The organism is Streptococcus sp. HCA-5024, from assembly GCF_037890265.1.
Classification (GTDB): Bacteria; Bacillota; Bacilli; order Lactobacillales; family Streptococcaceae; genus Streptococcus; species Streptococcus lingualis.
The window spans coordinates 414441-436170 of sequence record NZ_JBBKBR010000002.1 but is presented as its reverse complement, the minus strand read 5'-3'; the positions used below and the strand labels follow the sequence as shown (position 1 = coordinate 436170).

At 42.9% G+C, this 21730-nt stretch carries 23 protein-coding genes; 1 reads left to right on the top strand and 22 read right to left on the bottom strand.

Features of this window, described 5'->3' with window-relative positions; all coding sequences use genetic code 11:
• Positions 1 to 17: 17 nt before the first annotated feature.
• Both WKT08_RS05765 and parE read right to left on the bottom strand, forming a co-directional pair.
• On the bottom strand, positions 18 to 836 hold the full coding sequence (locus WKT08_RS05765) for an aminoglycoside 6-adenylyltransferase (RefSeq protein ID WP_340280696.1): 819 nt from the start codon (positions 834 to 836) through the stop codon (positions 18 to 20).
• 55 nt (positions 837 to 891) lie between these two features.
• A complete protein-coding gene (gene parE / locus WKT08_RS05760; protein WP_003007156.1) occupies positions 892 to 2841 on the bottom strand; it encodes a DNA topoisomerase IV subunit B in 1950 nt (649 codons plus the stop codon).
• 187 nt (positions 2842 to 3028) lie between these two features.
• On the opposite strand from parE, the gene plsY reads away from it, so the two are divergent.
• Entirely contained in the window at positions 3029 to 3673 is a 645-nt protein-coding gene (plsY, locus tag WKT08_RS05755) for a glycerol-3-phosphate 1-O-acyltransferase PlsY (RefSeq protein ID WP_049473029.1), read from the top strand.
• Positions 3674 to 3730: 57 nt separating this feature from the next.
• On the opposite strand, the gene WKT08_RS05750 is transcribed toward plsY, so the two are convergent.
• From WKT08_RS05750 to WKT08_RS05655, 20 genes are all read right to left on the bottom strand, one after another.
• The gene (locus WKT08_RS05750) at positions 3731 to 4141 is read right to left on the bottom strand and encodes a hypothetical protein (protein ID WP_049506498.1); all 411 of its coding nucleotides are present in this window, start codon (positions 4139 to 4141) and stop codon (positions 3731 to 3733) included.
• A 56-nt stretch (positions 4142 to 4197) separates the two neighbouring features.
• Complete coding sequence (locus WKT08_RS05745) at positions 4198 to 4563, bottom strand: hypothetical protein (protein WP_049506499.1); 366 nt, start codon at positions 4561 to 4563, stop codon at positions 4198 to 4200.
• A 378-nt stretch (positions 4564 to 4941) separates the two neighbouring features.
• A complete protein-coding gene (locus WKT08_RS05740) occupies positions 4942 to 5727 on the bottom strand; it encodes an L-threonylcarbamoyladenylate synthase (RefSeq protein WP_003003291.1) in 786 nt (261 codons plus the stop codon).
• 98 nt (positions 5728 to 5825) lie between these two features.
• Entirely contained in the window at positions 5826 to 6416 is a 591-nt protein-coding gene (gene leuD, locus WKT08_RS05735; RefSeq protein ID WP_031576981.1) for a 3-isopropylmalate dehydratase small subunit, read from the bottom strand.
• A gap of 11 nt (positions 6417 to 6427) precedes the next feature.
• The gene (gene leuC, locus WKT08_RS05730) at positions 6428 to 7810 is read right to left on the bottom strand and encodes a 3-isopropylmalate dehydratase large subunit (RefSeq protein WP_340280689.1); all 1383 of its coding nucleotides are present in this window, start codon (positions 7808 to 7810) and stop codon (positions 6428 to 6430) included.
• Positions 7811 to 7834: 24 nt separating this feature from the next.
• Entirely contained in the window at positions 7835 to 8113 is a 279-nt protein-coding gene (locus WKT08_RS05725) for a DUF1294 domain-containing protein (RefSeq protein ID WP_340280687.1), read from the bottom strand.
• 1 nt (position 8114) lies between these two features.
• A complete protein-coding gene (gene leuB / locus WKT08_RS05720; protein ID WP_340280685.1) occupies positions 8115 to 9152 on the bottom strand; it encodes a 3-isopropylmalate dehydrogenase in 1038 nt (345 codons plus the stop codon).
• 12 nt (positions 9153 to 9164) lie between these two features.
• The gene (locus WKT08_RS05715) at positions 9165 to 10727 is read right to left on the bottom strand and encodes a 2-isopropylmalate synthase (protein WP_340280683.1); all 1563 of its coding nucleotides are present in this window, start codon (positions 10725 to 10727) and stop codon (positions 9165 to 9167) included.
• 508 nt (positions 10728 to 11235) lie between these two features.
• The gene (locus WKT08_RS05710; RefSeq protein WP_023917993.1) at positions 11236 to 11868 is read right to left on the bottom strand and encodes a YpmS family protein; all 633 of its coding nucleotides are present in this window, start codon (positions 11866 to 11868) and stop codon (positions 11236 to 11238) included.
• A complete protein-coding gene (locus WKT08_RS05705; RefSeq protein WP_023917992.1) occupies positions 11837 to 12679 on the bottom strand; it encodes an SGNH/GDSL hydrolase family protein in 843 nt (280 codons plus the stop codon). The genes WKT08_RS05710 and WKT08_RS05705 overlap by 32 nt, the downstream gene beginning before the upstream one ends.
• A 14-nt stretch (positions 12680 to 12693) precedes the next feature.
• Positions 12694 to 13962 carry a dihydroorotase gene (locus tag WKT08_RS05700; protein WP_340280677.1) on the bottom strand — a complete coding sequence of 423 codons (1269 nt, stop codon included), beginning with the start codon at positions 13960 to 13962 and terminating at the stop codon, positions 12694 to 12696.
• A gap of 11 nt (positions 13963 to 13973) precedes the next feature.
• On the bottom strand, positions 13974 to 14438 hold the full coding sequence (locus tag WKT08_RS05695; protein ID WP_003003493.1) for an NUDIX hydrolase: 465 nt from the start codon (positions 14436 to 14438) through the stop codon (positions 13974 to 13976).
• 9 nt (positions 14439 to 14447) lie between these two features.
• Positions 14448 to 15101, bottom strand: coding sequence for a uracil-DNA glycosylase (locus tag WKT08_RS05690; RefSeq protein ID WP_049486212.1), 654 nt, complete (start codon positions 15099 to 15101; stop codon positions 14448 to 14450).
• Between the two features lie 279 nt (positions 15102 to 15380).
• On the bottom strand, positions 15381 to 16886 hold the full coding sequence (locus WKT08_RS05685; protein ID WP_340280673.1) for a glycosyltransferase family 39 protein: 1506 nt from the start codon (positions 16884 to 16886) through the stop codon (positions 15381 to 15383).
• A gap of 342 nt (positions 16887 to 17228) precedes the next feature.
• Complete coding sequence (locus WKT08_RS05680; protein ID WP_241767362.1) at positions 17229 to 17657, bottom strand: hypothetical protein; 429 nt, start codon at positions 17655 to 17657, stop codon at positions 17229 to 17231.
• Positions 17658 to 17723: 66 nt separating this feature from the next.
• Positions 17724 to 18215, bottom strand: coding sequence for a DUF3592 domain-containing protein (locus tag WKT08_RS05675; RefSeq protein ID WP_340280670.1), 492 nt, complete (start codon positions 18213 to 18215; stop codon positions 17724 to 17726).
• Positions 18216 to 18271: 56 nt separating this feature from the next.
• Positions 18272 to 18871 carry a hypothetical protein gene (locus WKT08_RS05670; protein ID WP_340280669.1) on the bottom strand — a complete coding sequence of 200 codons (600 nt, stop codon included), beginning with the start codon at positions 18869 to 18871 and terminating at the stop codon, positions 18272 to 18274.
• 141 nt (positions 18872 to 19012) lie between these two features.
• Positions 19013 to 19645 (bottom strand): orotate phosphoribosyltransferase, encoded by a 633-nt coding sequence (pyrE, locus tag WKT08_RS05665; protein ID WP_003003338.1) that lies wholly within the window; start codon positions 19643 to 19645, stop codon positions 19013 to 19015.
• Positions 19646 to 19913: 268 nt separating this feature from the next.
• Positions 19914 to 20606: an orotidine-5'-phosphate decarboxylase gene (gene pyrF, locus WKT08_RS05660; protein WP_003011715.1), complete on the bottom strand. Its 693-nt coding sequence runs from the start codon at positions 20604 to 20606 to the stop codon at positions 19914 to 19916.
• A gap of 179 nt (positions 20607 to 20785) precedes the next feature.
• Positions 20786 to 21724 (bottom strand): dihydroorotate dehydrogenase, encoded by a 939-nt coding sequence (locus WKT08_RS05655; protein ID WP_340280664.1) that lies wholly within the window; start codon positions 21722 to 21724, stop codon positions 20786 to 20788.
• Positions 21725 to 21730: the final 6 nt, after the last annotated feature.

Below are 21730 nucleotides of genomic sequence, written 5' to 3'. Positions count from 1 at the left end.
TGTTTAAAATAGATTCATTAATGATTAGAAAGTTTCTCTTTAGCATAAGCTATCAACTTCTCAGCCACTTCCTTATCGTAAGCAAACCCCATCTTTTGAGCTAGAACTGACGCTTCTCTATGAAAGAAATTCATGGTAGCAAATAAGGATTGACTGTTCTTCTCTAAACTAGATAGATCTAGCAAAGCTGAGAACTCCTTCTCTTGCTCATCTGATAGATACTTGAAAAGGTACTTGTAGTTCTTTCCGATATCAACTGATCCCCTTTCGCTTGTCACCAGCCAAGCTAAGACCTTGAGGAGTTCTTGCTGGCAAATGCCATAGAGGTGGTCGGTCGCATAGATAAGCTGATTTCTTCGAATGGCCTTAACAACATAAGCCGATACCCACCAAAATTCATTGCAGGATGCTGCAAATTCCTCTTCAGTAGGTGGAGCGGTCCAATAGCGCTTGGAATTAGGCTGATAGGCTTCAAACAAGCCTTTGACGTCTTTTATAACTTCAAAATTTGCTTCGCTGTCCACCCACTCTTGGATAGACTCCATGGGGCAGAGGGTTAAATCAATACGATTCCCATCTTCAAAAAGCATGAGATACAGACGACGGTGTCCAAGGACATTGTGCTGTTCAATCAGACGCATTCCAAACTGGTCTAGCCAAGATAAATCAGATAACAAGTCGTTCAGATTCTCAACAATATAGACCACATCATAATCTTGAAACTCATCTTTGGGGACCTGAGGATTCGTTCGTGATCCGGATAAAGCAATTGCTTCTACTTCTAGAGTATCAGCTATTTGCAAAATTAGATTCATCATTTCTGTATCAGTTCTCATGTCGATTCCTTACCATTTCTACATCCCAGCTTATTTACTTTATAGTAGAAAGTGATTAAAATACCGTATTTTCTTCCAAGGTAAACTTAACATTGTCTTCAATCCATTGACGACGTGGTGCAGCCTTATCTCCCATTAGGACGGAGACACGGCGTTCTGCACGCGCTAAATCATCAATGGTGACACGGATCAAGGTACGAGTTTCTGGATTCATGGTGGTTTCCCAAAGCTGATCCGCATTCATTTCCCCCAACCCTTTGTAACGTTGGAGGGTTGCGCCACGGCCAAAGGTCCGACGCAACTCTTCTAATTCGCTATCTGTCCAAGCATAGGCTACTTCTTCTTTCTTGCCTTTGCCTTTCGACATCTTATAAAGAGGAGGAAGTGCAATGTAGACATGCCCTGCTTCTACCAAAGGGCGCATATAACGATAGAAGAAGGTTAAGAGGAGGGTTTGAATGTGGGCACCATCCGTATCCGCATCGGTCATGATGATGATCTTATCGTAGTTAGCATCTTCCACTGAGAAATCTGCACCAACTCCAGCACCAATGGTGTAGATCATGGTGTTGATTTCCTCGTTTTTGAGGATATCACTCATATTGGCCTTCTCAGTATTAAGCACCTTCCCACGAAGTGGAAGAATCGCTTGGAACTTCCGGTCCCGTCCTTGTTTGGCAGAACCGCCGGCTGAGTCTCCTTCGACCAGATAGAGTTCGTTTTTCTTAGGATTTTTAGACTGGGCTGGTGTCAATTTACCAGATAAAAGTCCTTTGTCTTTTTTGCTCTTCTTGCCATTTCGGCTTTCATCCCGCGCTTTACGAGCGGCTTCACGCGCATCCCGGGCCTTAATAGCCTTACGAATGAGATTGGAAGCCAACTCCCCATTTTCCATGAGGAAGAAGGTCAATTTATCAGAAACAATGCTATCGACGACTGGACGAGCCAAGGGACTTCCTAATTTGTCTTTGGTTTGTCCTTCAAACTGCAAATGGGCTTCTGGAACCAGGATCGAGAGAACAGCAGATAAACCTTCACGGTAGTCTGATCCTTCCAGATTCTTGTCTTTTTCTTTGAGAAGTCCTGTCTTTCTTGCATAGTCGTTCATAGCCTTGGTAATGGCTGTCTTCAGACCCGTCTCGTGGGTTCCCCCATCTTTAGTGCGGACATTATTAACGAAGGACAAGATATTATCTGAGTAGCCATCATTGTATTGCATGGCCACTTCTACCTGAAAACCATCTGATTCGCCACTAAAGTAGAGAACAGGTGTCAAAGTTTCCTTGTCTTCGTTCAAGTACTCTACGAAATCTTGGACACCATTTTCATAATGAAAGGCCACATGGTTGTCTTCTTCCTTGCGAAGATCAGTCAGCGTCAGCGTCACATCCTTCAGCAAGAAGGCTGATTCTTTGATTCGCTCAGCAATGGTATTAAATTTGAAATCCGTCGTTGAAAAGATGGTTGGATCTGGCATGAAGGTGACCTTGGTCCCTGTCTTAGACTTGGGAGCAGAGCCAATCTTCTCGAGTGTTGTAACTGGTTTTCCACCATCTTCAAAACGTTGCTTGTAGACAGCTCCATCACGAGTAATTTCTACCTCTAGCCAGCTAGAAAGGGCATTGACGACAGAAGATCCCACTCCGTGAAGACCTCCAGATGTCTTATAGCCTCCTTGACCAAACTTCCCTCCGGCGTGGAGGACCGTAAAGATCACCTCAACGGTTGGTTTGCCCATAGCATGCATCCCGGTCGGCATTCCACGTCCCTGGTCTTCTACCGATAGAGAACCATCTTTATTAATCGTTACATCGATTTGTGAGCCAAAGCCAGACAAGGCTTCATCGACCGCATTATCCACGATCTCCCAGACCATGTGATGCAAGCCATTTCCATCGGTCGATCCGATATACATCCCTGGACGTTTACGGACCGCATCCAACCCTTCTAGTACCTGAATGGCATCGTCATTATAATTATTAATATTGATTTCCTTTTTTGCCACAAGGAACCTCCTGTTTGTTCATCTTTTCTATATTACAGTTTTTTAGGAAATTTTGCAAAATTTTTTCTCTTTATATGGAGATTTCTATATCACAGTAAAAAATGTTAGCTAAGCACTTTCTTCAGATGTCACACTTGAACTCCAGAAATTGCTTTTTCTATCGATGGCTTTTTGATATAATGAAACTATGATAAAAGAAATAAGTGTTTTAATTTTAGCCTATCTGTTAGGCTCCATTCCTTCGGGATTATGGATTGGGAAAATCTTTTTCCATATTAATTTACGGGAACATGGCTCGGGCAATACAGGAACGACCAATACCTTTCGGATTTTAGGGAAGAAAGCTGGGATCATCGTCTTTGCGATTGATTTCTTGAAGGGAACTTTGGCCGTTCTCCTTCCGACTTTCTTTGGAATTCAGGGGATCTCTCCGATGGTCTTTGGTCTCTTAGCCGTTTTGGGACACACTTTCCCAATTTTTGCTGGATTTAAGGGTGGAAAGGCAGTGGCGACGAGTGCTGGTGTCTTACTTGGTTTCTCGCCTATCCTGCTTCTCATTTTAGCTGTTTATTTTGTAGCCAGCCTTTATTTAACCAGTATGATTTCGTTTTCGAGTGTTACCGTTGCGCTACTCGCCATTCTTTCGGTCCTCCTTCTCCCTTTGACTGGATGGATCTTGCACAGCTATGATCCGCTTTTTACAGTCATTGTCTTGGCCCTAGCAACCTTGATCATTCTTCGTCACAAGGACAATATCCAACGGATCAAGGAGAAAAAAGAAAATCTCATCCCATGGGGAAAAAACATCACCCATCAACAACCAAAAAACTAGAGCAAGCGCTCTAGTTTTTTTGATTTGATCCCCCTTATACTTTTGAACAGATCCTCATTATAAAGCATCGACTAGGTCCATCAGTATTTCCATAGGAGTTTTTTTCCTACGACCATTAACAGTTTCGATCATGTGATAAACTTTTAAACGATTGTCATTGCTAAAGACAAACTCAAAGCGGAATTCGCGTCCGTTGGGTGCCACTGTATCAAATTTCGTTTTATATTTATCATGAACGGGGCTAACTGGAAATTTATTGAAGAGTAAGCGTCGTTTCTCCCCTGCTTCTTTCAAACAGTTTTCTAGTTCTTGACAATAGTTATAAAACAGCTGATAGAGGTCTTCTTCTGAAATTCTTCTTCTCCGAACTAATGATGTAAAATCCGAAAAACTTCTGCGAGAAATTTCAATGCTAAATGAGAAGCCCTCCTGATTGATTCTTTCTAAAAATGCATCTCTTGAAATCATAGAACCACTCTTTCTTTTGTCAATCTAACGTAAACAATGATTGTTTCTATTCATAGTCAATCCATTATGTAATCAAGCAGATCCATCAGGGTGAGTTTCTTACGACCATTGACAGTCTCAAATAGATTAAAAACTCTTAGTTCTTGGTTCTTTTTAAAAGCAAACTCAAAGCGAAACTCCCGACCATTACATGCGGCTACATAAAATCCGGTCTGATACTTTCTCTTATCCGCTACTGCCTGCATTTGCCGGTCTTCTACCTCTCTACAAAGTAAAAGAAAGATCTGATAGAGTTGCTCCTCAGAGAGCCTTTTTCTCCAAACCAATGACTTGAAGTTATTGTACCGCCACCATGGGATTTGGATGTTAAAGGAAAAACCTTCCTGATTGGCTTTATCGATAAATGCTTTTCTGGAGACCATACCACTTCCCCTTCTATTGGATCATCGTTTGACTCTATTATACCATCTTTTATCCTTTCACAAAAAAAGCATTCCAAATGGAATGCTTTAGAATTTTGACAATATGATTTTTACATAAGACAGGTTAAGGAATGCTAAAAAAAATTAAAATGATAAATAACATCAAGTTCATACAATAGACACTGAAACTTTCCGCCGTGAGAAAAGTGCTAGAAACAAAATTGTTTCTAGCACTCGGGAGTTTTGGAACCTTAGGTCCAAAACTAAGTCATGGAACTTCATAGAAGTTCGCTGACGTCCGTATTCACCTAAGGAAAGTTTCTAAGATAACTTTGTCTTCAATCTTAGCATTCCAAATGGAATGCTTTATTCTGTTTCTTAATAGTATTCCCCTTGGCGGTAGTTCCAAGAGTTGAAATGATCGGATAAGTGCATCATGATCTTATCGATATCCAATCCTTTACGGATCACAACTGGACAAGTATTGACAGAACGGCTACCTGCTCCTTGTTCTGGGATGAGTTTTCCTTCCGCATCAACCATAGAGACCATCACACCTTGTTCATAGCGCGTTTCAATGGTCTTGTCTGGTTGGATAGAAGCTACATAATCATCGGCTTCGATAACCAAGTCCACGGCACCTTCGATGCGCTCACCGATTCCTTCGACCTTCCCGCGGTTACCTTTACCGGAAGGGTTGGCTGAAGAAGCGTAAACCATTTTGCCTTCTTTTTCCCACATTTCTTTGGCGATTTGCTCACCAGCTTTACCAAATTTGATGACAAAGCATGAAGTTCCACGAACGTCTGTCATGAGTTCTTCACGTCCATCTCCGAAAGCTTGCAATTTTGCATAGGCATCTTCACGCCAAGGAAGGATACAACCAAGCAAGATATCTTCATCCCAATGTTTTTGGTAGAAGGCTTCAATTTCAGGATTCAATTGCGCAAGAGCACGAAGTTCATCCATACTTCCGCAGAGAACCACACCTGGTTTGTTGCGGTTGCGTTCTTTGGCTTCGAATTTCCGTTCCAAGCCAGCCTTGTCACTGGTCATGATGATGTAGCCAACTTTGGTAGGGCAGACGATACAGCCACCCTCTCCTTTAAGAATATCAAATCCTTCTTGTGAAAGTTGTCCGTCCCATTGAATGTGTTTTGTCATAAGTCTCTTTCCTTTTCTATTCTTTTTAGTATTGTATCAAAAAATAGTCTCAAATTCAATATATTTTCAGAAAATTCGTAATTCGATATACAATTTTATCATTGCCAGTAGGCTGGCCGATTCTTCTCATAAGCTGCGATCAAGTCTTCGTACTGAAGCGTAATCCCGATATCATCCAAGCCGTTGAGCAATTTGTGCTTCCAATCTTGATCGATCTCAAAGCGAAATTCTCCAACAGGCGAGATGATCTTCTGCTCTTCCAAATCCACTGTTACCTCATCTGTTGGCTTCAAACTTGCCAATTGTTGACGAACCTCTAGCGGTTGAACAATCGGCAGCATGCCATTATTAAGCTCATTATTGTAATGGATATCTCCAAAAGATCCAGCGATAACGACTTTAAAGCCATAATCAGCTAAAGCCCAGGCTGCGTGCTCCCGAGAGGAACCAGCCCCAAAATTGTCACCAGTAATCAAAATGGTCGCCTTGCGGTATTCTGGCTTGTTAAAGATAAAATCTGGATCCTCAGTATACTGGTCATCCAAATAGCGCCAAGCATACATGAGGTATTTCCCAAAACCTTTTTTATCAATCAACTTTAAGAATTGCTTGGGGAGGATTTGGTCGGTATCAATATTATCGTTCATCAAAGGAACTGTTGTTCCTGTATAAATGGTAAATTTCTCCATGCTTCCTCCTTTTACTCGACTTCTGGCATTTGGCGCACGTCGACAAAACGACCAGCTATTGCTGCTGCAGCGGCCATTGCTGGGCTACAGAGATGGGTCTTAGCCCCAAATCCTTGGCGGTCTTCGAAGTTCCGGTTGCTAGTAGAGGCACAGTGGACGCCATCTGGAACCTTGTCTGGGTTCATTCCTAGACACATGGAGCATCCAGGATCACGCCATTCAAAGCCCGCATCCATGAAGATCTTGTCTAAGCCTAATTTTTCAGCGGCTTGCTTAACCGGACGAGAGCCAGGTACCACAATAGCAGTTAAGTTTGGCGCAATTTTTTTGCCTTTCACAAACTTGGCCGCCAATTCCAAATCGCTGAGACGCGCATTGGTACAAGAACCGATAAAGATATAGCCTAATTCAATGTCTGCTGGTTTTTGGCCAGGTTCTAGATCCATATAATGATAAGCCCGTTCATCATTCATGTCGCGAATCTCTGGAAAAGGAGTCTCGAAGTCCACTCCCATAGAAGGATTGGTCCCCCAAGTCACCATTGGAGCAAGATCAGATACATCCATACGGATGACCTCATCATAAACGGCATCGTCATCACTGACCAGAGTCTTCCAATCAGCTACTGCAGCCTCAAAATCATCTGGCACACATTCGCGTCCCCGGAGGTAGTCAAAGGTCGTCTCATCTGGATTCATGATCCCCATTTTGGACCCGAACTCGATCGACATGTTACAGATGGTCATGCGTTCTTCCATGGTCAAGCGATCAATTGCTTCTCCCCGATACTCTACGACATAGCCAACTCCACAAGCAACACCGTAGCGCGCTATCAAAGCTAGGATGTAATCCTTTGAATAGATCCCTTTTTGTGGGGTTCCGGTGAATTCAACCAACATTTTCTTTGGTTTGACTTGCCAGATGGTTTGGGTGGCAAAGACATGCTCCACTTCACTGGTTCCAATCCCAAAGGCAATGGCACCAAAGGCTCCGTGGGTTGCGGTATGGCTGTCTCCACAGACAATAAATTTTCCAGGCTGGGTCCGACCGGTTTCAGGGCCCACCATATGAACGATTCCTTGCTTAGCAGAACCATGGGCAGCATGATCAATCCCAAAGTCCACCACATTCTCAGCTAATTTATCAATCTGGACTTTTGAAATCACATCTCGAATATCAAAAATATTGACCGTTGGAACATTGTGATCAAAGGTTCCAAAGGTTAAATCAGGTCGTCGGACCTTGCGTCCTGCGTCCCGTAATCCTTGAAAGGCTTGCGGACTCGTCACTTCGTGGATGTAGTGTTGGTCCACATACATGAGTTGGGGTTGCCCTTCCACTCCTGTAATCACGTGGCGGTCCCAAAGTTTATCAAAGATTGATTTTCCACTCATCGTCTTTCTCCATTTATCTTGTTGTTAGGAAATCCATTGAAGGATTAGAAAGAGGGCACCTGCTAAAAGAAGGCTACTGCCCCACCAGGTGGCTTGAAAATACCATTTCCGCACCTTGTGGTGAAAGAGATATCCACCTAGTAGAGCTCCGAATCCACCAAGTAGCCAGCTCTCGAGTAACAGGACCTTTTCAGAAATCCGCCACCTCTTTTGGATAGCTTTTCGTTTATCTAAACCATAGGTCAGAAATACGATACTATTCCAAATAGCAATAACAACTAAACAGCGATCTCTCCAAGTCATCTTAGAGATTCCCAATAATGGCTGCAGTCATCTCTGCAGTAGAAGCCTGACCACCTAGATCCCGTGTCAAGATTCCTTGATTCAAGGTTTGATTGACAGCTTCTTCGATCATTTCTGCACCTGCTGTTTCTCCAAAACTGTCTCGAAGCATCATGGCAACGGACAGAATCATGGAAATCGGATTGGCAATGCCTTGACCTGCAATATCAGGTGCTGAACCATGAATCGGTTCGTACATGCTTGGTCCTTGGTCAGAATGACTGGCAGACGGCATCACGCCTAGTGTTCCTGGAAGGACGCTCGATTCATCAGATAAGATATCTCCGAATAGATTCTCTGTCACTACAACATCAAAGCGGGCTGGATTGGTAATCATGATCATGGCCGCACTATCGACAAGCTGGTGCTCTAAGATCACATCTGGAAATTCTTTGGCAACTTCTTCTGCCACTTGGCGCCACAATTTAGAAGTTGCAAGGACATTTTGCTTATCGATACTGGTCACTTTCTTGCCACGTCCTTGGGCAATCTTGAAGGCTTGGCGCATAATCCGACGGATTTCTTCTGCACTGTAATCATTGATATCGCGCGCTGTATCTTCTTTCAAGATATGCTCTCCAAAATAAATCCCACCTGTCAATTCACGCACGACCACGAAGTCGACACCCTCGATACGCTCTGGTTTCAAAGGAGACAAGTGTTTCAAGGCGTCAAAAATCCGTACAGGACGAATATTGGCAAAGAGATTTAATTCCTTGCGAATAGCGAGCAAGCCTTGTTCTGGACGAACAGGAGCATTATTATACTCAGGACTTCCGATAGCTGCGAGAAGAATAGCATCCGCTCCTTTAGCTGCTTTTAGAGTATCTTGGGGAAGTGGGTGGCCAGCGGCATCAATCCCAGCACCCCCAAAAGGTTTATCTTCTAGACTATAATCAAAGCCAATTTTTGGAGCGACGGCTGCGAGGACCTCTAGTCCAGCTGCCATGATCTCAGGGCCAATCCCATCTCCTGCAAGTGTTACAATTTTCTTTGTCATGTTTATTTCCTCTTAGGCTTGTGGAAGATCACGGTAGGAGACAGCTCGTCCCATCTCACCCGCATTCTCTTTTTGAACCAGCGTATTAGCATTGATATAAGCGATAGCAGAGGCTTTCAATACGTCGAAGTCCAAACCAGAGGCATTGAAAATCGTATCTGTATCGACATTTTCCACGGATACCAAGACGCGGGCTTGGGCATCGATCCCATCTGTCACAGCATCGATATTGTATGATGTCAAGCGAACGGTTTGGTTGAAGAATTTATCAATCGCATTAAAGATGGCTTCAACCGACCCTTGGCCATTGGCAAGGAACTCAAGCACTTCCCCTTCTTCATTGCGGAGGCTAACCGCTGCTGTAATCGTTTCGTCTGCATTGGTTGTCAAGCGAAGATCGTTAAATTGGAATCCTTCTGGATTTTCCACTGCTGTACCGGCAACAAGGGCGCGGATATCGGCATCTGTGATCTCGTGTTTCTTGTCTGCCAGAGATTTGAACTTCGCAAACAATGGCTTGATGTCTTCTTCTGTAAATTCCAGTCCCAGCTCATGCAGTTTTTCGACAAAGGCATGGCGACCAGACAATTTTCCAAGAGGGAGGCTATTGCTCTTGACACCCACCAACTCAGGGGTGATGATTTCATAGGTAAGAGGGTTTTTAAGAACTCCGTCTTGGTGGATCCCAGACTCGTGTGAGAAGGCATTGCCACCAACAACCGCCTTGTTTTTAGGAATTGGAATCCCAGAGTAACGAGAGACCAACTCAGAAGTGTTGATGGTTTCATTGAGGACAATCGGACTCTCCACTTGGTAATAGTCTTCACGGATATTGAGAGCTACTGCTACTTCTTCAAGTGCCGCATTTCCTGCCCGTTCGCCGATCCCATTAATGGTTCCTTCGACACGACGGGCACCATTTTTAACAGCAGCGAGGCTATTCGCCACGGCCATTCCTAGGTCATCATGGCAATGAGGGGAATAGATAATCTCGCGATCTGTCTTGACATGGTCAATCAAGTATTTGAAAATGGCACCGTACTCCGCTGGTGTCGTGAAACCGACTGTATCAGGAATGTTGATGTAGCTAGCACCAGCATCAACTGCAGTCTGTACGACTTGCAAGAGGAAATCCAATTCTGTCCGGGTCGCATCTTCTGGTGAGAATTCAACAATCTCAAATTTTGAGCGAGCGTAAGAAACGTGCTCTTTGATCGTTTCAAGGATTTCTTCCTTTGTCTTGTTGAGTTTAAACTCCCGGTGAATCGGACTGGTTGCGATAAAGACGTGAATTTGTGGATACTTAGCATCCTTCAAGGCTTCATAACAAGCATCAATATCTGATTTGACAGAACGGGCCAAACCTGTCACGGCTGTCTTGATCAAGACCTTGGCAATCTCTTGAACAGCTGTGAAGGAATCAGGACTAGCTGCAGGAAAACCTGCTTCAATAGCAGAAATGCCCCACTTTTCCAATTGTTTAGCAATGGCAATCTTTTCTTTGATAGAGAAATTAACTCCTGGAGTCTGTTCGCCATCCCGAAGGCTGGTATCTAAAAATTCAACTTTACGCATAGGGTCTCCTCATTTCTATGTAGTGGATATAAAGAAAAACATCTCACTCGGTTAACCAAGCGAGATGTTTTTGCCCGCTTGGTAAGCCAAACAGGACTAATGCTTCTGCACTAGCCCTTATACCTCAACAACAAAGCAAATTGAATAAACTTAGCTGTTTTCATGTTTGACTTTCTCCTTTGTTCAATGTCTTGTTTAGTATTTTAGCATAGGGAAAAAGCAATGTCAAGAATTTTCTACAATATTCTGAATTTTTTGAATAGAAACAAAATAGAGTTTTCAATTCTAATTAGACTATAGACAGCCTGTTTTTACATAAGAAAACCGAGATGCTCTTAAAAAATTATAATGATATAAACAATTAGGATCATTTAAACACATCATATAATGAAACTTCCCGTCATGAGAAAAGTGCTAGAAACACTATTGTTTCTAGCACTCGGAATTATTGAACCTAAGGAAATTTTTTAAGATGATTGTGAATTCAATTTGAATAGCCTCTTTCGCCCTACTTCTTCTGATACAAATCAAAAACGATCTTGTCATTATAGAGATCAATGGTATTGGCCTTGACGTAAATTCCAAAATCATTGTCAATTTTTGGTAGTACAATGGTAATGGTAGACTCCTTTGGAGAAATCTGGATAAAATCTGGGATATTTTTATTTTTGCTTAAAAGTCGCAAAACCATCTTTTGTGGAATTTGAAAGGTTCCGACTGAAAAATCCTTCACCGTCAAGAGAATATTCCCGTTTTCCAATTTGGATGGTTGAAAGTAAATATATAAGGGATACTCCTTTCCTAAGAGACTCAACTGCCCTTCTAATAGGATTTGCTGATTGTCCGCATAGACCTTGTAGTCGGACAGCTTATATTTTTTCAGTAGCGATTTGATAGTATCATTGAGTTGATCCCGAGTCGTTGTCATGGTTCCAACTTTGACATCTTTGGTTCCAACTGCTTGATGAAGCTGACTAACATCTTCTCTTGGCGTCGCTAAGCGTCCTTGCACGACTAAAGCAAAGGCTAAGAGAAGGCTGACCAAGCCTAAAAACAACCATTTCCAAATATTGATTTTTTGAAGGAAGGGGACCTTCTCTTTGATGGGATTATTTTTGACTCCAAGTTTTCTTCGTGGCATTGATTTTCTCCAATATTGCTTGTTTCATCTTTTCATAGCCCGTATTGTTAGGGTGAAAACTATCCTCTTCATACAGGGCATCATTGATAACGGTTGTCTTCCCGTCACTGATTTCTGATACGCCCATTTGGCCATCAATTCCTTTATAGAGCAGATCATTGATCGGAACGAAATAGACCTGATCAAATTGCGCGATGGTTTCTTCCGTCGTCTCATTCCAACGATCTACTGCCGTCTGGATACTGGTTAATTCAGGAAAATTCAGGTAAAGAGGATTGTAGATCCCCACTACATAAATGGGAAGATGGGGATTGTCCTTTCTGGCCTTTGTAATAATTTCTTTGAGGTTCGCTGTATAACTCTTGAGTGGCTTTTGGATATCTGATAGAGAAAAATCACTCAGATGATCGACAACGACTTTGCGCAGATCATTTCCGCCAACTGTTAAGGTCATGACACGCGCCTTTTTGAGATCCTTCTGAAGATCTGTTTGCTTCTTAAGCCGATCTAAGATCTGAGCGCTTGTATTTCCAGCTACTCCATAGTTGACAGGTTGGTACTGGCCGTCATTTTCATTGGACAGGCTTTGGGCAAGGATGGGCACAAAGCCCCCTTGCTTGGTGCTATCTCCTACTCCTTCGGTTAGTGAATCTCCTAGAGCTACATAAGTATAGGTGATTTCTTTCGCAGCTGTTTTGGGCTTGGTCATGCGAAGAGATGCAGTTGGTAGCAAAGCACGAAATAGAAAGACAAAGACAAGAAGGCTGGTTAAAAAGAAAACCAAGCCTTGCATCATTTTTTTAAGATTCATATAAATACGATCGCTTATCCTTGAAAAATCACTTGTCCATCACAGATTGTATAAGCAACTTTCCCTTTTAATGTTTCACCCACAAATGGTGAATTGCCTGCTTTTGAAGCGAAATGATCCGATACCAGACGATCTGCTTCTGGATCAAAGATGGTCAAATCTGCCGGTCCACCCACTGCGATATAGCCGGCATCAAAATCATAGAGACGGGCTGGATTATAGGACATCTTTTCAAGCAATTGCATCAGGCTTAAATGGCCTGCATGCACCAAGTAGGTCAAACCAAGAGAAAGCGAAGTTTCAAGCCCAGTCATTCCAGATGGTGCTTTGGTAATATCAGGAACATTCTTCTCATCCGCATGGTGAGGCGCGTGGTCCGTCGCAATCACAGAGATAACGCCTGATTTCAAGCCTTCAATCACTGCTAGACGGTCAGATTCCAAGCGAAGAGGTGGATTCATCTTAGCATTGCTTCCTTTAGTCAAGAGCAGATTTTCTGTTTTCGAAAAGTGTTGAGGTGCCACTTCTGCCGTCACATGAGCTCCTAATCCTTGGGCAAATTCCACCACCTTGACACTTTCTTCCTTGGAAAGGTGTTGGATATGGAGGTGAGCCCCAGTCGCATGAGCAATCATGGCATCACGCGCAGCCATTGAATATTCGGCTACACCTGTCGCACCACAGACATGGAAGTGTTCCTTAGCAATATTCTCATTCAAACCAAGAATGCCATTCAACTCAGGGTCTTCTTCATGAAGACTAATAAAGGTCCCTAGACGCTTAGCTTCTTCCAAGGCTTCACGGACAACCTTTGTGCTTTGAAGGGGAATCCCATCATCTGAAAATCCTACTGCACCAGCCTTAAGCAGTCCTTCAAAATCTGTCAGGTGTTGACCGTCAAAGTTCTTAGTCACTGTCGCAACCGTATGAATGTGAAGATTTTCCTTGGCTGCAGAAGCTAAGACTTCTTCTAAGGTAGCAATATCTGAAATGGTAGGATTGGTATTGGCCATCATGACCACTCGAGTAAAACCACCCGCAGCTGCGGCTAAGGCACCCGTATGGATGTCTTCTTTATGAGTTTGACCAGGTTCACGGAAATGGACGTGTACATCGATCAATCCAGGAGCTACAACCAGACCAGTAGCATCAAGGACTTCTTGTCCATCCGTTGGGAGGTTTTCAGCGATCTCTACGATTTTCTTTCCTTCGATACGAAGATCACAGACTTGATCCAAACCTGTCTTGGGATCCATTACGCGACCATTTTTAATGACAACCATTGCATTCTCCTTTATTCATAAAAATCTACATGCGACTCTAACAAGCGGTCGCCGTCATAGCGAAACATTGCTGAAAAGAAGGGTTTATCCTCCAACAACCACTCGACAAAGGTGTGGTCCCCTTCCCAGGTTGGTTTTGAGAGGACTTGATCATAAGGCACCCACTCCAAGGTTCCTTCGTTACACTCGATCAGTTCTCCCTCAAAATCTGTTACCTTGAAGACATAGGTGTACCAGTCCAAATCTGGAGTAAACTCCGGAAAGGTAATAATCCCTTTCAAAACTGGCTTTGCTCTAAGGCCCGTCTCCTCAAAAATCTCACGCGCAGCACACTCCTGTGGGGTTTCCCCGCGTTCTAATTTCCCACCAACTCCGATCCATTTGCCTTCATGGACATCATTGGGCTTTTTATTGCGATGCAGCATGAGAAATTCTTTCCCATTGTCAATGTAACAAATCGTTGCTAATTGTGGCATTTCTTTCTCCTATCTTAACCAATCAATCGGCTCGCGTCCCGTCTCTTTCAAAAATTGATTGGTTTTTGAAAAGGGTTGGGAACCAAAGAATCCTCGGTAGGCCGATAAAGGACTTGGGTGAGCTGATTCAAGGACCAAATGTCGATCGTTGGTAATCAGAGGCTTTTTCTTACGGGCATAAGATCCCCAGAGGATAAAGACAACAGGCTCCTCCAACTCATTGACCACCTTGATCACAGCATCTGTGAAAGGCTCCCAAATTTGTCCTGCATGGCCATTGGCCTGACCAGCAGGCACCGTCAAGCAGGCATTGAGCAAGAGCACGCCTTGCTCTGCCCAAGAGGTCAGATCATGGGAACGCTTCTCTCCGATATCTGAGCGCAATTCTTTGAGAATATTTTGCAAAGAGGGCGGCGCTGGTACATGATCTGGAACAGAAAAACTTAAGCCCTGCGCTTGATCCGGTCCATGGTAGGGATCTTGCCCTAAGATCAAGACCTTGACATGATCCATCTCTGTCATCTGCAAGGCCTTAAAGACCTTGTCACGCGGTGGATAAACCACTCCTTTGCTGTAGACTTCATTCATAAAGTCATTGATCTGGTGAAAATACCCTTCTGGAAGATGGGATTTGATGGCTTCATGCCAGGGTGAATGCTGCATGGAAACTCTCCGCTATCCAATAAATTCTTACCTTCCATTATACCACATTTGGCGCAGATCCACTGGATAAAAAAGAGGCTGGGACAAAAGTCCTAGCCTCTCAATTATTTTTGGATTGTCGAGCAAGACGCAGTGGTTGAGTGGGCTCTACTACGCTGATTTCATCAGCTTTTACAGCCCTACTCAACTGTGCGGAGGTGGGACGACGAAATCGAATTCTAACGAATTACCGATTTCTGTCCCACTCTCTGTTTCTGCCTGTCAAACAAGCCAGAGCTTTTAGGTATTTTCTTTCTTGGTAAATCCTGCTAGACCGATCGAAGCGACTAGTAAAATTTGCGGTAAGAATTGGATGAGGTAGCGGGTCTTCCCTCCTTCAAAGATGGTTAAGAAGAGCAAGCCACCAAAAACCGCTAAGGAAAGGAAGTTAAAGTCATCTGTATCTCGACGTTTGAGATAAGCTCCAACCAAACCAGCTGATAGGACGATCCAGATCAGCTGCTTGACAAATTCATAATACCTGTACTGCGGGCGATCAATACTAAGGAAATAGGTCCGCACCCATTTTGCAAGACCATTATTTTTAGTCAGGGGTGCATAGAGAGGATTGATAAAAGGCGTCTTCTCATACTCTACATCTCGGTAGAGCCAGCCCAGGGTTCCTTCTGCTACCGTCAAGGATTGCTTGTAGTAGATATGCCCGATCAAACCGAACGGTCCGTACTCCTTGAGACGGCGCTTGATTTCTTTGATCACATTTTCTTTTTTAAAGAGGCCATTGTTGTAATCCGATCGCTTATCCTCATCAATATAGGCTAGCAAGCCTTCTTTCATATCTTCTTGGTTGTGCCCCATATCTGTCAAGCCCAGATTGATAAACAAGAGTGGTCCTTTAGCCAGCCCTTCTTGTTTCAAGATCGGCACAACTCTTTGATGATTAACCGCTGTATTCAATCCTGCAAAGACAAATCCCGTCATAATCACGGTCACCGTAGCAATCTTGCCAAAGGCCTTCCAATTTCCTCTGAAGAAGAGTACAGCCCAAAAGGCAATCATGACAATAATGGTCGTTGGACGGATCAACATGGATAGGCCAGATAAGATGCCCAAGCCAACTATCTTCTTCCAAGAGATGCTTGCTTGGTCTTCCTTCAAGAGATCCAAGGCCCACCATAACTGAAGAGCGATCAAAGGAAGCGGCGGAATGTCCGTGTACATGGAATAGAAATACGGCGAGTAACAGATCAAGCTCACATAGAAGAGATAGACTAGATCAGCCGTTTTTTGATTGAAATGCTTCTGGGACAGCTTGTACAAGAGGACTGCACCCAGATTGACATAGAGGATATTGAGAGCCTGCATGACCCACAGACCGCTAGAGCCAAATAAGACATAGAAAAACTTCTCGTAAAGAAAGAGCGGAATGTTATTGGGATTGCGACTGAGGTAGTTGGTGATAGAGGATTGCTTAAGAAGATCAAAAGCCCCTTTGAAAACAACCGCAGCATCCCGACGGATAAAGAGCTCCGCACAGACCATAACAATCAACTGAAAGACAACTGCTCCATACAAGAAGCCTTTTTTATGCCGGGTCAACCAAGCAAAGGCACTCTTTAGCCCATCGCGTTTCAGCCAGGCTAGCAGAAATAGCAATCCAGCACCTAAAATGGCTAGCCATGAAATCTCTCTCAGATAGGTCACACTGATCAAGAACCAGTGGACCATCACTAGCAACATGACAACATGAAGCATCCCAAATAGAATACGTTTACTTTTCGATAACATAGGTTCATTATATCAAAAAAACAGCATTTCTGCTGTTATGGGGTGGTACGAAATCATTCAGTTCAGGGAAATATCATTGTTATTTTCGATCATCCTTAAAATCAAACTCTATTTCCCGAGGCTCTGTGAATTCAAGGCCCCTATAAAAGAGAACGACCAACAAATATAAAATCAATCCCAAAAACAAGCGCATTTGAACAAAATATGCTAAAAACAGGACTATCATGCTTAAACAAATCAGGGCAAACAATTGACGTTTTCTCATTTTTCGCATTCACCACACCTCGGTTCCATTTGCTGTTTTTTGAAGATACTCTGTAGGCTTTATCTGACCAACTAATGCTAGTTCTGCTCCATTTTTTCAACAAACCATTTCAACTGCACATATCTGGCAATAGTGACCAACCATAAAGTGATCATAACTGCAAAGAGAAACAAAAGGACATTTATCGCTCCTTCTCTAACATTCAAATCAAGATTTGCTTTCCCAAAGAAAAGATCCATGGGAAGGATCTTTCTATATGTCCTTGCTAATAATAAACCTAATGGAACACCAATCAAAGAAGAAACATTTGCTGGTGCTTTCTTTGAAAAAATTTGATCTTTAAACGAATAACTGGTCTGGTACACTTTTCGGTATCTGTCGAAAGGGATTTTACTATTGCGTTTGATAATAAATTCTTCCCCTTGATCTGTTACCAACAAAAAGTAGCCCCAGAGAGGCCTTTTCCCATTCAAACTGATATTAAAACATGTTCCTTTTGTGAGCATTGAAAATCCTCTCATTCAACCAAATATATATGAATGTGCTTTTTATTTAAGATGGGTCCGAACAATTCAACCTAACAAAGCTAGAATGCATACTAACCCAAGATAAATTCCAACCGTTAGAGTCATTCCGATTTTATAGAAACCGACTAAGCCGGCATACCGTTCGACAAAACCAATCTGTGGGTCGACTGGATTATAAAAGACTGTCATAGGAAACCCAATTGGGAATATCATCCGCAAATCCAGATTTTTACCTGCCCCAAGAACATAGGTTCTATCGAAAACATTGGTTTGTCTTGACTTAGAAGAAGTCTCTCTGAAATTAGCGTAGGTAAAGGTCTTTTGGTATCTTTCACCCTCGACTTGATACTCCACCACAGGCAGAGAAATAAGCAGTTGATTTTTGGAATCAAAAGCAACTACTTCTCCCAGAACTTTTGCGGTTGATTCTGTTTTCACTTTTATTTCACGGCGATACAAGGTGTAAAAGATAAGCAGCATGATCAAGAAAACAAGGGTCAAGATTCCCAAACTAAGCCAGAATGTTGTTACTGTCATTTGTTTTTTACCCTTTCACATAAACTAGTTGAATTCAAACCACTTGAAAAGTCATCTTACTCTCCTCTTTTCAACCAATTCTGTTGCTGTGCTTTTTCTGCAAGATCTTTTGCTTTATTAAGATCCAGTGAATTTGAATCTGATGGGGCATTGGATTCGATTTCTTCTTTCAATTCTTGCAAGGTTTGAACGTCTTTCGGAGTTAAATTAGAGACTGTGCTAGATCTTTTTTCTGTTGAATTTTCTGGCACAGACTGGATCTCGCGATAGGTTTTGATCACTTCAGTTCCTGCGTCTGTTGTCGGAAGAGGACGATAGAACATGAAGAAACCAATAATTACAATGATGAAAGATAGAATCGATATCCCATTTCGTTTTTGAATTTCTTCCTGAGGAATTTCTACTCCTTTTGTTGATAAATTCTTCCATTCTGGATGTTCCTTCTCAGCTGCTTTTTTCTCATAAAAGACAGGTGCAATCAATGACTGATTGATGAAGGTGAGAGTTCCAAGACAGGTTATAAAAAAGGGCACTTCACGAGAGTGGCTAAGCAATATCTGAATATAAAATACACTAGCAATTATACCTAGGACGATAATAATTGTAAATCTAATTTTAAATTCCTTCTTCGTTTGCAAATAATCTTCTTTTGACATCTTATTCTCCCTTAAAAATAGTTTTTCCTTCATCCATAAAAACAATTACTACTATCATACCGGATTTTACTTTGAGAATCAAGTTAATCACCAACTAGTGAAAAGAGTATAAAAAAAAGCGTTAAAAACGCTTCAGTTGTTTTATTTATTTTGCCAAGTTTCTTGGTTTTCCTTAAAACGGTGCAACAACTCTAAACCTTCAGAAGTGATGTAACCTTGTTCTTCTGCCAAATGAATCAATTCTGTATAGTTAGACAAGGTTTCAAGTTGAACGCCAGCTTCCGCAAATTTCTTATCAGCTTTCTCCAATTGGTAGGTGAAGATAGCTACCACACCAAGAACGTCCGCTCCTTCACGCTTGGCAGCTGCGACAGCATCCAAGACAGATCCACCAGTAGAAATCAAATCTTCCACTACGACCATCTTTTGACCTTGAGGTACACGGCCTTCGATTTGGTTTCCAGCACCATGGTCTTTTGGTTTGCTACGGATGTAGGCAAATGGCAAATTCATCTTGTCCGCAATAATGGCTCCGTGAGGAATCCCTGCAGTTGCTGTCCCTGCAATTACTTCTACTTCAGGGAAAGCTTCCTTGATTTTATCTACAAATCCATTTTCGATCAAGGTACGAGTTTCAGGATAAGCGAGGGTTACACGGTTATCTGTATAAATAGGGGACTTGATCCCAGATGCCCAAGTAAAAGGTTCTTCTGGTTTCAAATAAACCGCTTCGATTTTCAAAAGATGGCTAGCAATATCTTTAGCTAATGACATGACGACTCCTTTATTACGATTTTAATCATATACGAATTAAATCAATAATTGATTCAAACAACAACATTACAGGTTAGTGAATGCGTTAGGAAAGGTCCCGTAGGACTTCCCGTAGAGCTACAAAAGTTTCACTTTTAGTAGCGATAAGTGTTCCGACGATTTAAAGGATAAAACGATTATTTTTATCCTCTAAATCTAGTGAATAGTTTAAGGAAGGCCCTATCGGGCTTCCCGTAGAACGTCTTGAAGCACAGCTTCTTAGACGTTCTTAACTATTCCACTGTCTCTTAATTTCATGGTAAGCGTCCCATGGGTTTTCTGCTTGGATGATTGGGCGTCCAACGACAATATAGTCAGAGCCAATTTTATGAGCTTCTTGTGGCGTCATGACCCGTTTTTGGTCGCCGATTTCAGCTCCAGCAGGACGAATCCCTGGTGTTACACAGACAAAGTCTGATGAAGTGGCATCCTTGATCAAGGCTACTTCATGGGCTGAACAGACAACGCCATCCAAGCCTGCTTCTTGGGCCTTGCGAGCATAATTAACTACAGACTCTTGGACCGTTGTTTGGATATTTTGGCAATCACGCATGTCTTCTTCACTAGTAGAAGTCAACTGGGTCACGGCTACCAACTTAGCCCCTTCACCAAGAGCTGCCTTTGCTTCGCGCATCATCTCTACACCACCGGCTGCGTGGACCGTCACCATATCTACTCCGAAGGTCCCCAGTACGGACATGGCTGATTTGACTGTATTTGGGATATCATGCAATTTCAAATCAAGGAAAATACTGTGTCCAAGCCCTTTGAGGTAATGTACAATTTCAGGACCAACTGCATAGAAAAATTCCATTCCGATTTTTACAAATAATTTTTCGTCTTCTGGAAAATGCTCTAAAAAGTGTTTGACATCCTCGAAAGCTGGGAAGTCAAGGGCGATAATAGGACGTTCTTCACGCATGGATTACTCCTTTTTTGATTGATCATTTTATCTACAAAAAAACCTTGCCCGAGGCAAGGTTACACGAAAATTAGGTAGGAACAACTACCATGATTCACCGTCTAGACCTTAGGAGCCTCTCTGGACTGCTTTAAAGGTTTTTATTTATTGTAGTACGATATTTGGGAAAAGTCAAGGATTTACAGTAGATTTTCCCGTACATGTTTTCGGAAGTTCTCAAGGGTGTCAATACCATAGCGATCCATGACCTGTGGCAGATCTTCGATGATGGTTGGACAAGCATAAGGATCGGTGAAATTAGCGGTTCCAACTCCAATCGCAGAGGCTCCTGCAATCATCATTTCAATGGCTGCTTCTGCTGAATCCACACCTCCCATTCCGATAATCGGAAGTTTAGTGGATTGGGCAACCTGGCGGATGAGTTTTAATGCAACTGGGAAAACGGCTGGACCAGACATACCTCCGGTTCCATTGGCAATGATGGGCTTACCAGTCTTGAGGTCAAAGCGCATGCCGACCAAGGTATTGATCATGGTCAAACCAGTTGCACCTGCGTCTTCTGCTGCTTTTGCGACCTGCGTGATGTCTGCTACACTAGGCGTTAACTTGACATAGACAGGGACTGAGGATGCTTCTACCGCTGCTTTCACAGCCGCATAGGCCAACTCAGGAACCTGCCCGATTAAGAGGCCATTGTTGCCATGGTCTACGTTGGGACAAGAGATATTGAGCTCGATGGCCTTGACATTTGGCGCTTGCGAGATCTTGCCTGATACCGTCGCATACTCTTCGTTGGAGAAGCCAGCTACATTGGCAATAATTGGAAGCTCTGGATAATGTTGGGCCAACCAAGGGAGTTTTTCCGCTAGAACCACATCTACACCTGGATTTTGGAGTCCAATGGCATTGAGCATGCCTGCAGGCGTCTCAGCAACTCGTGGAGTCGGATTTCCGAAGCGAGCCTCAGAAGTTGTCGCCTTGATCATGATGGATCCAAGCAGGTCTAAGTCATAGTATTTGGCATATTCTTGACCAAAGCCAAAACAGCCAGATGCCGGAATAATCGGGTTTTTCAAGTCTAAACCAGGTAAGGATACGGCTAGTCGATTTGCTGTCATAAGGTC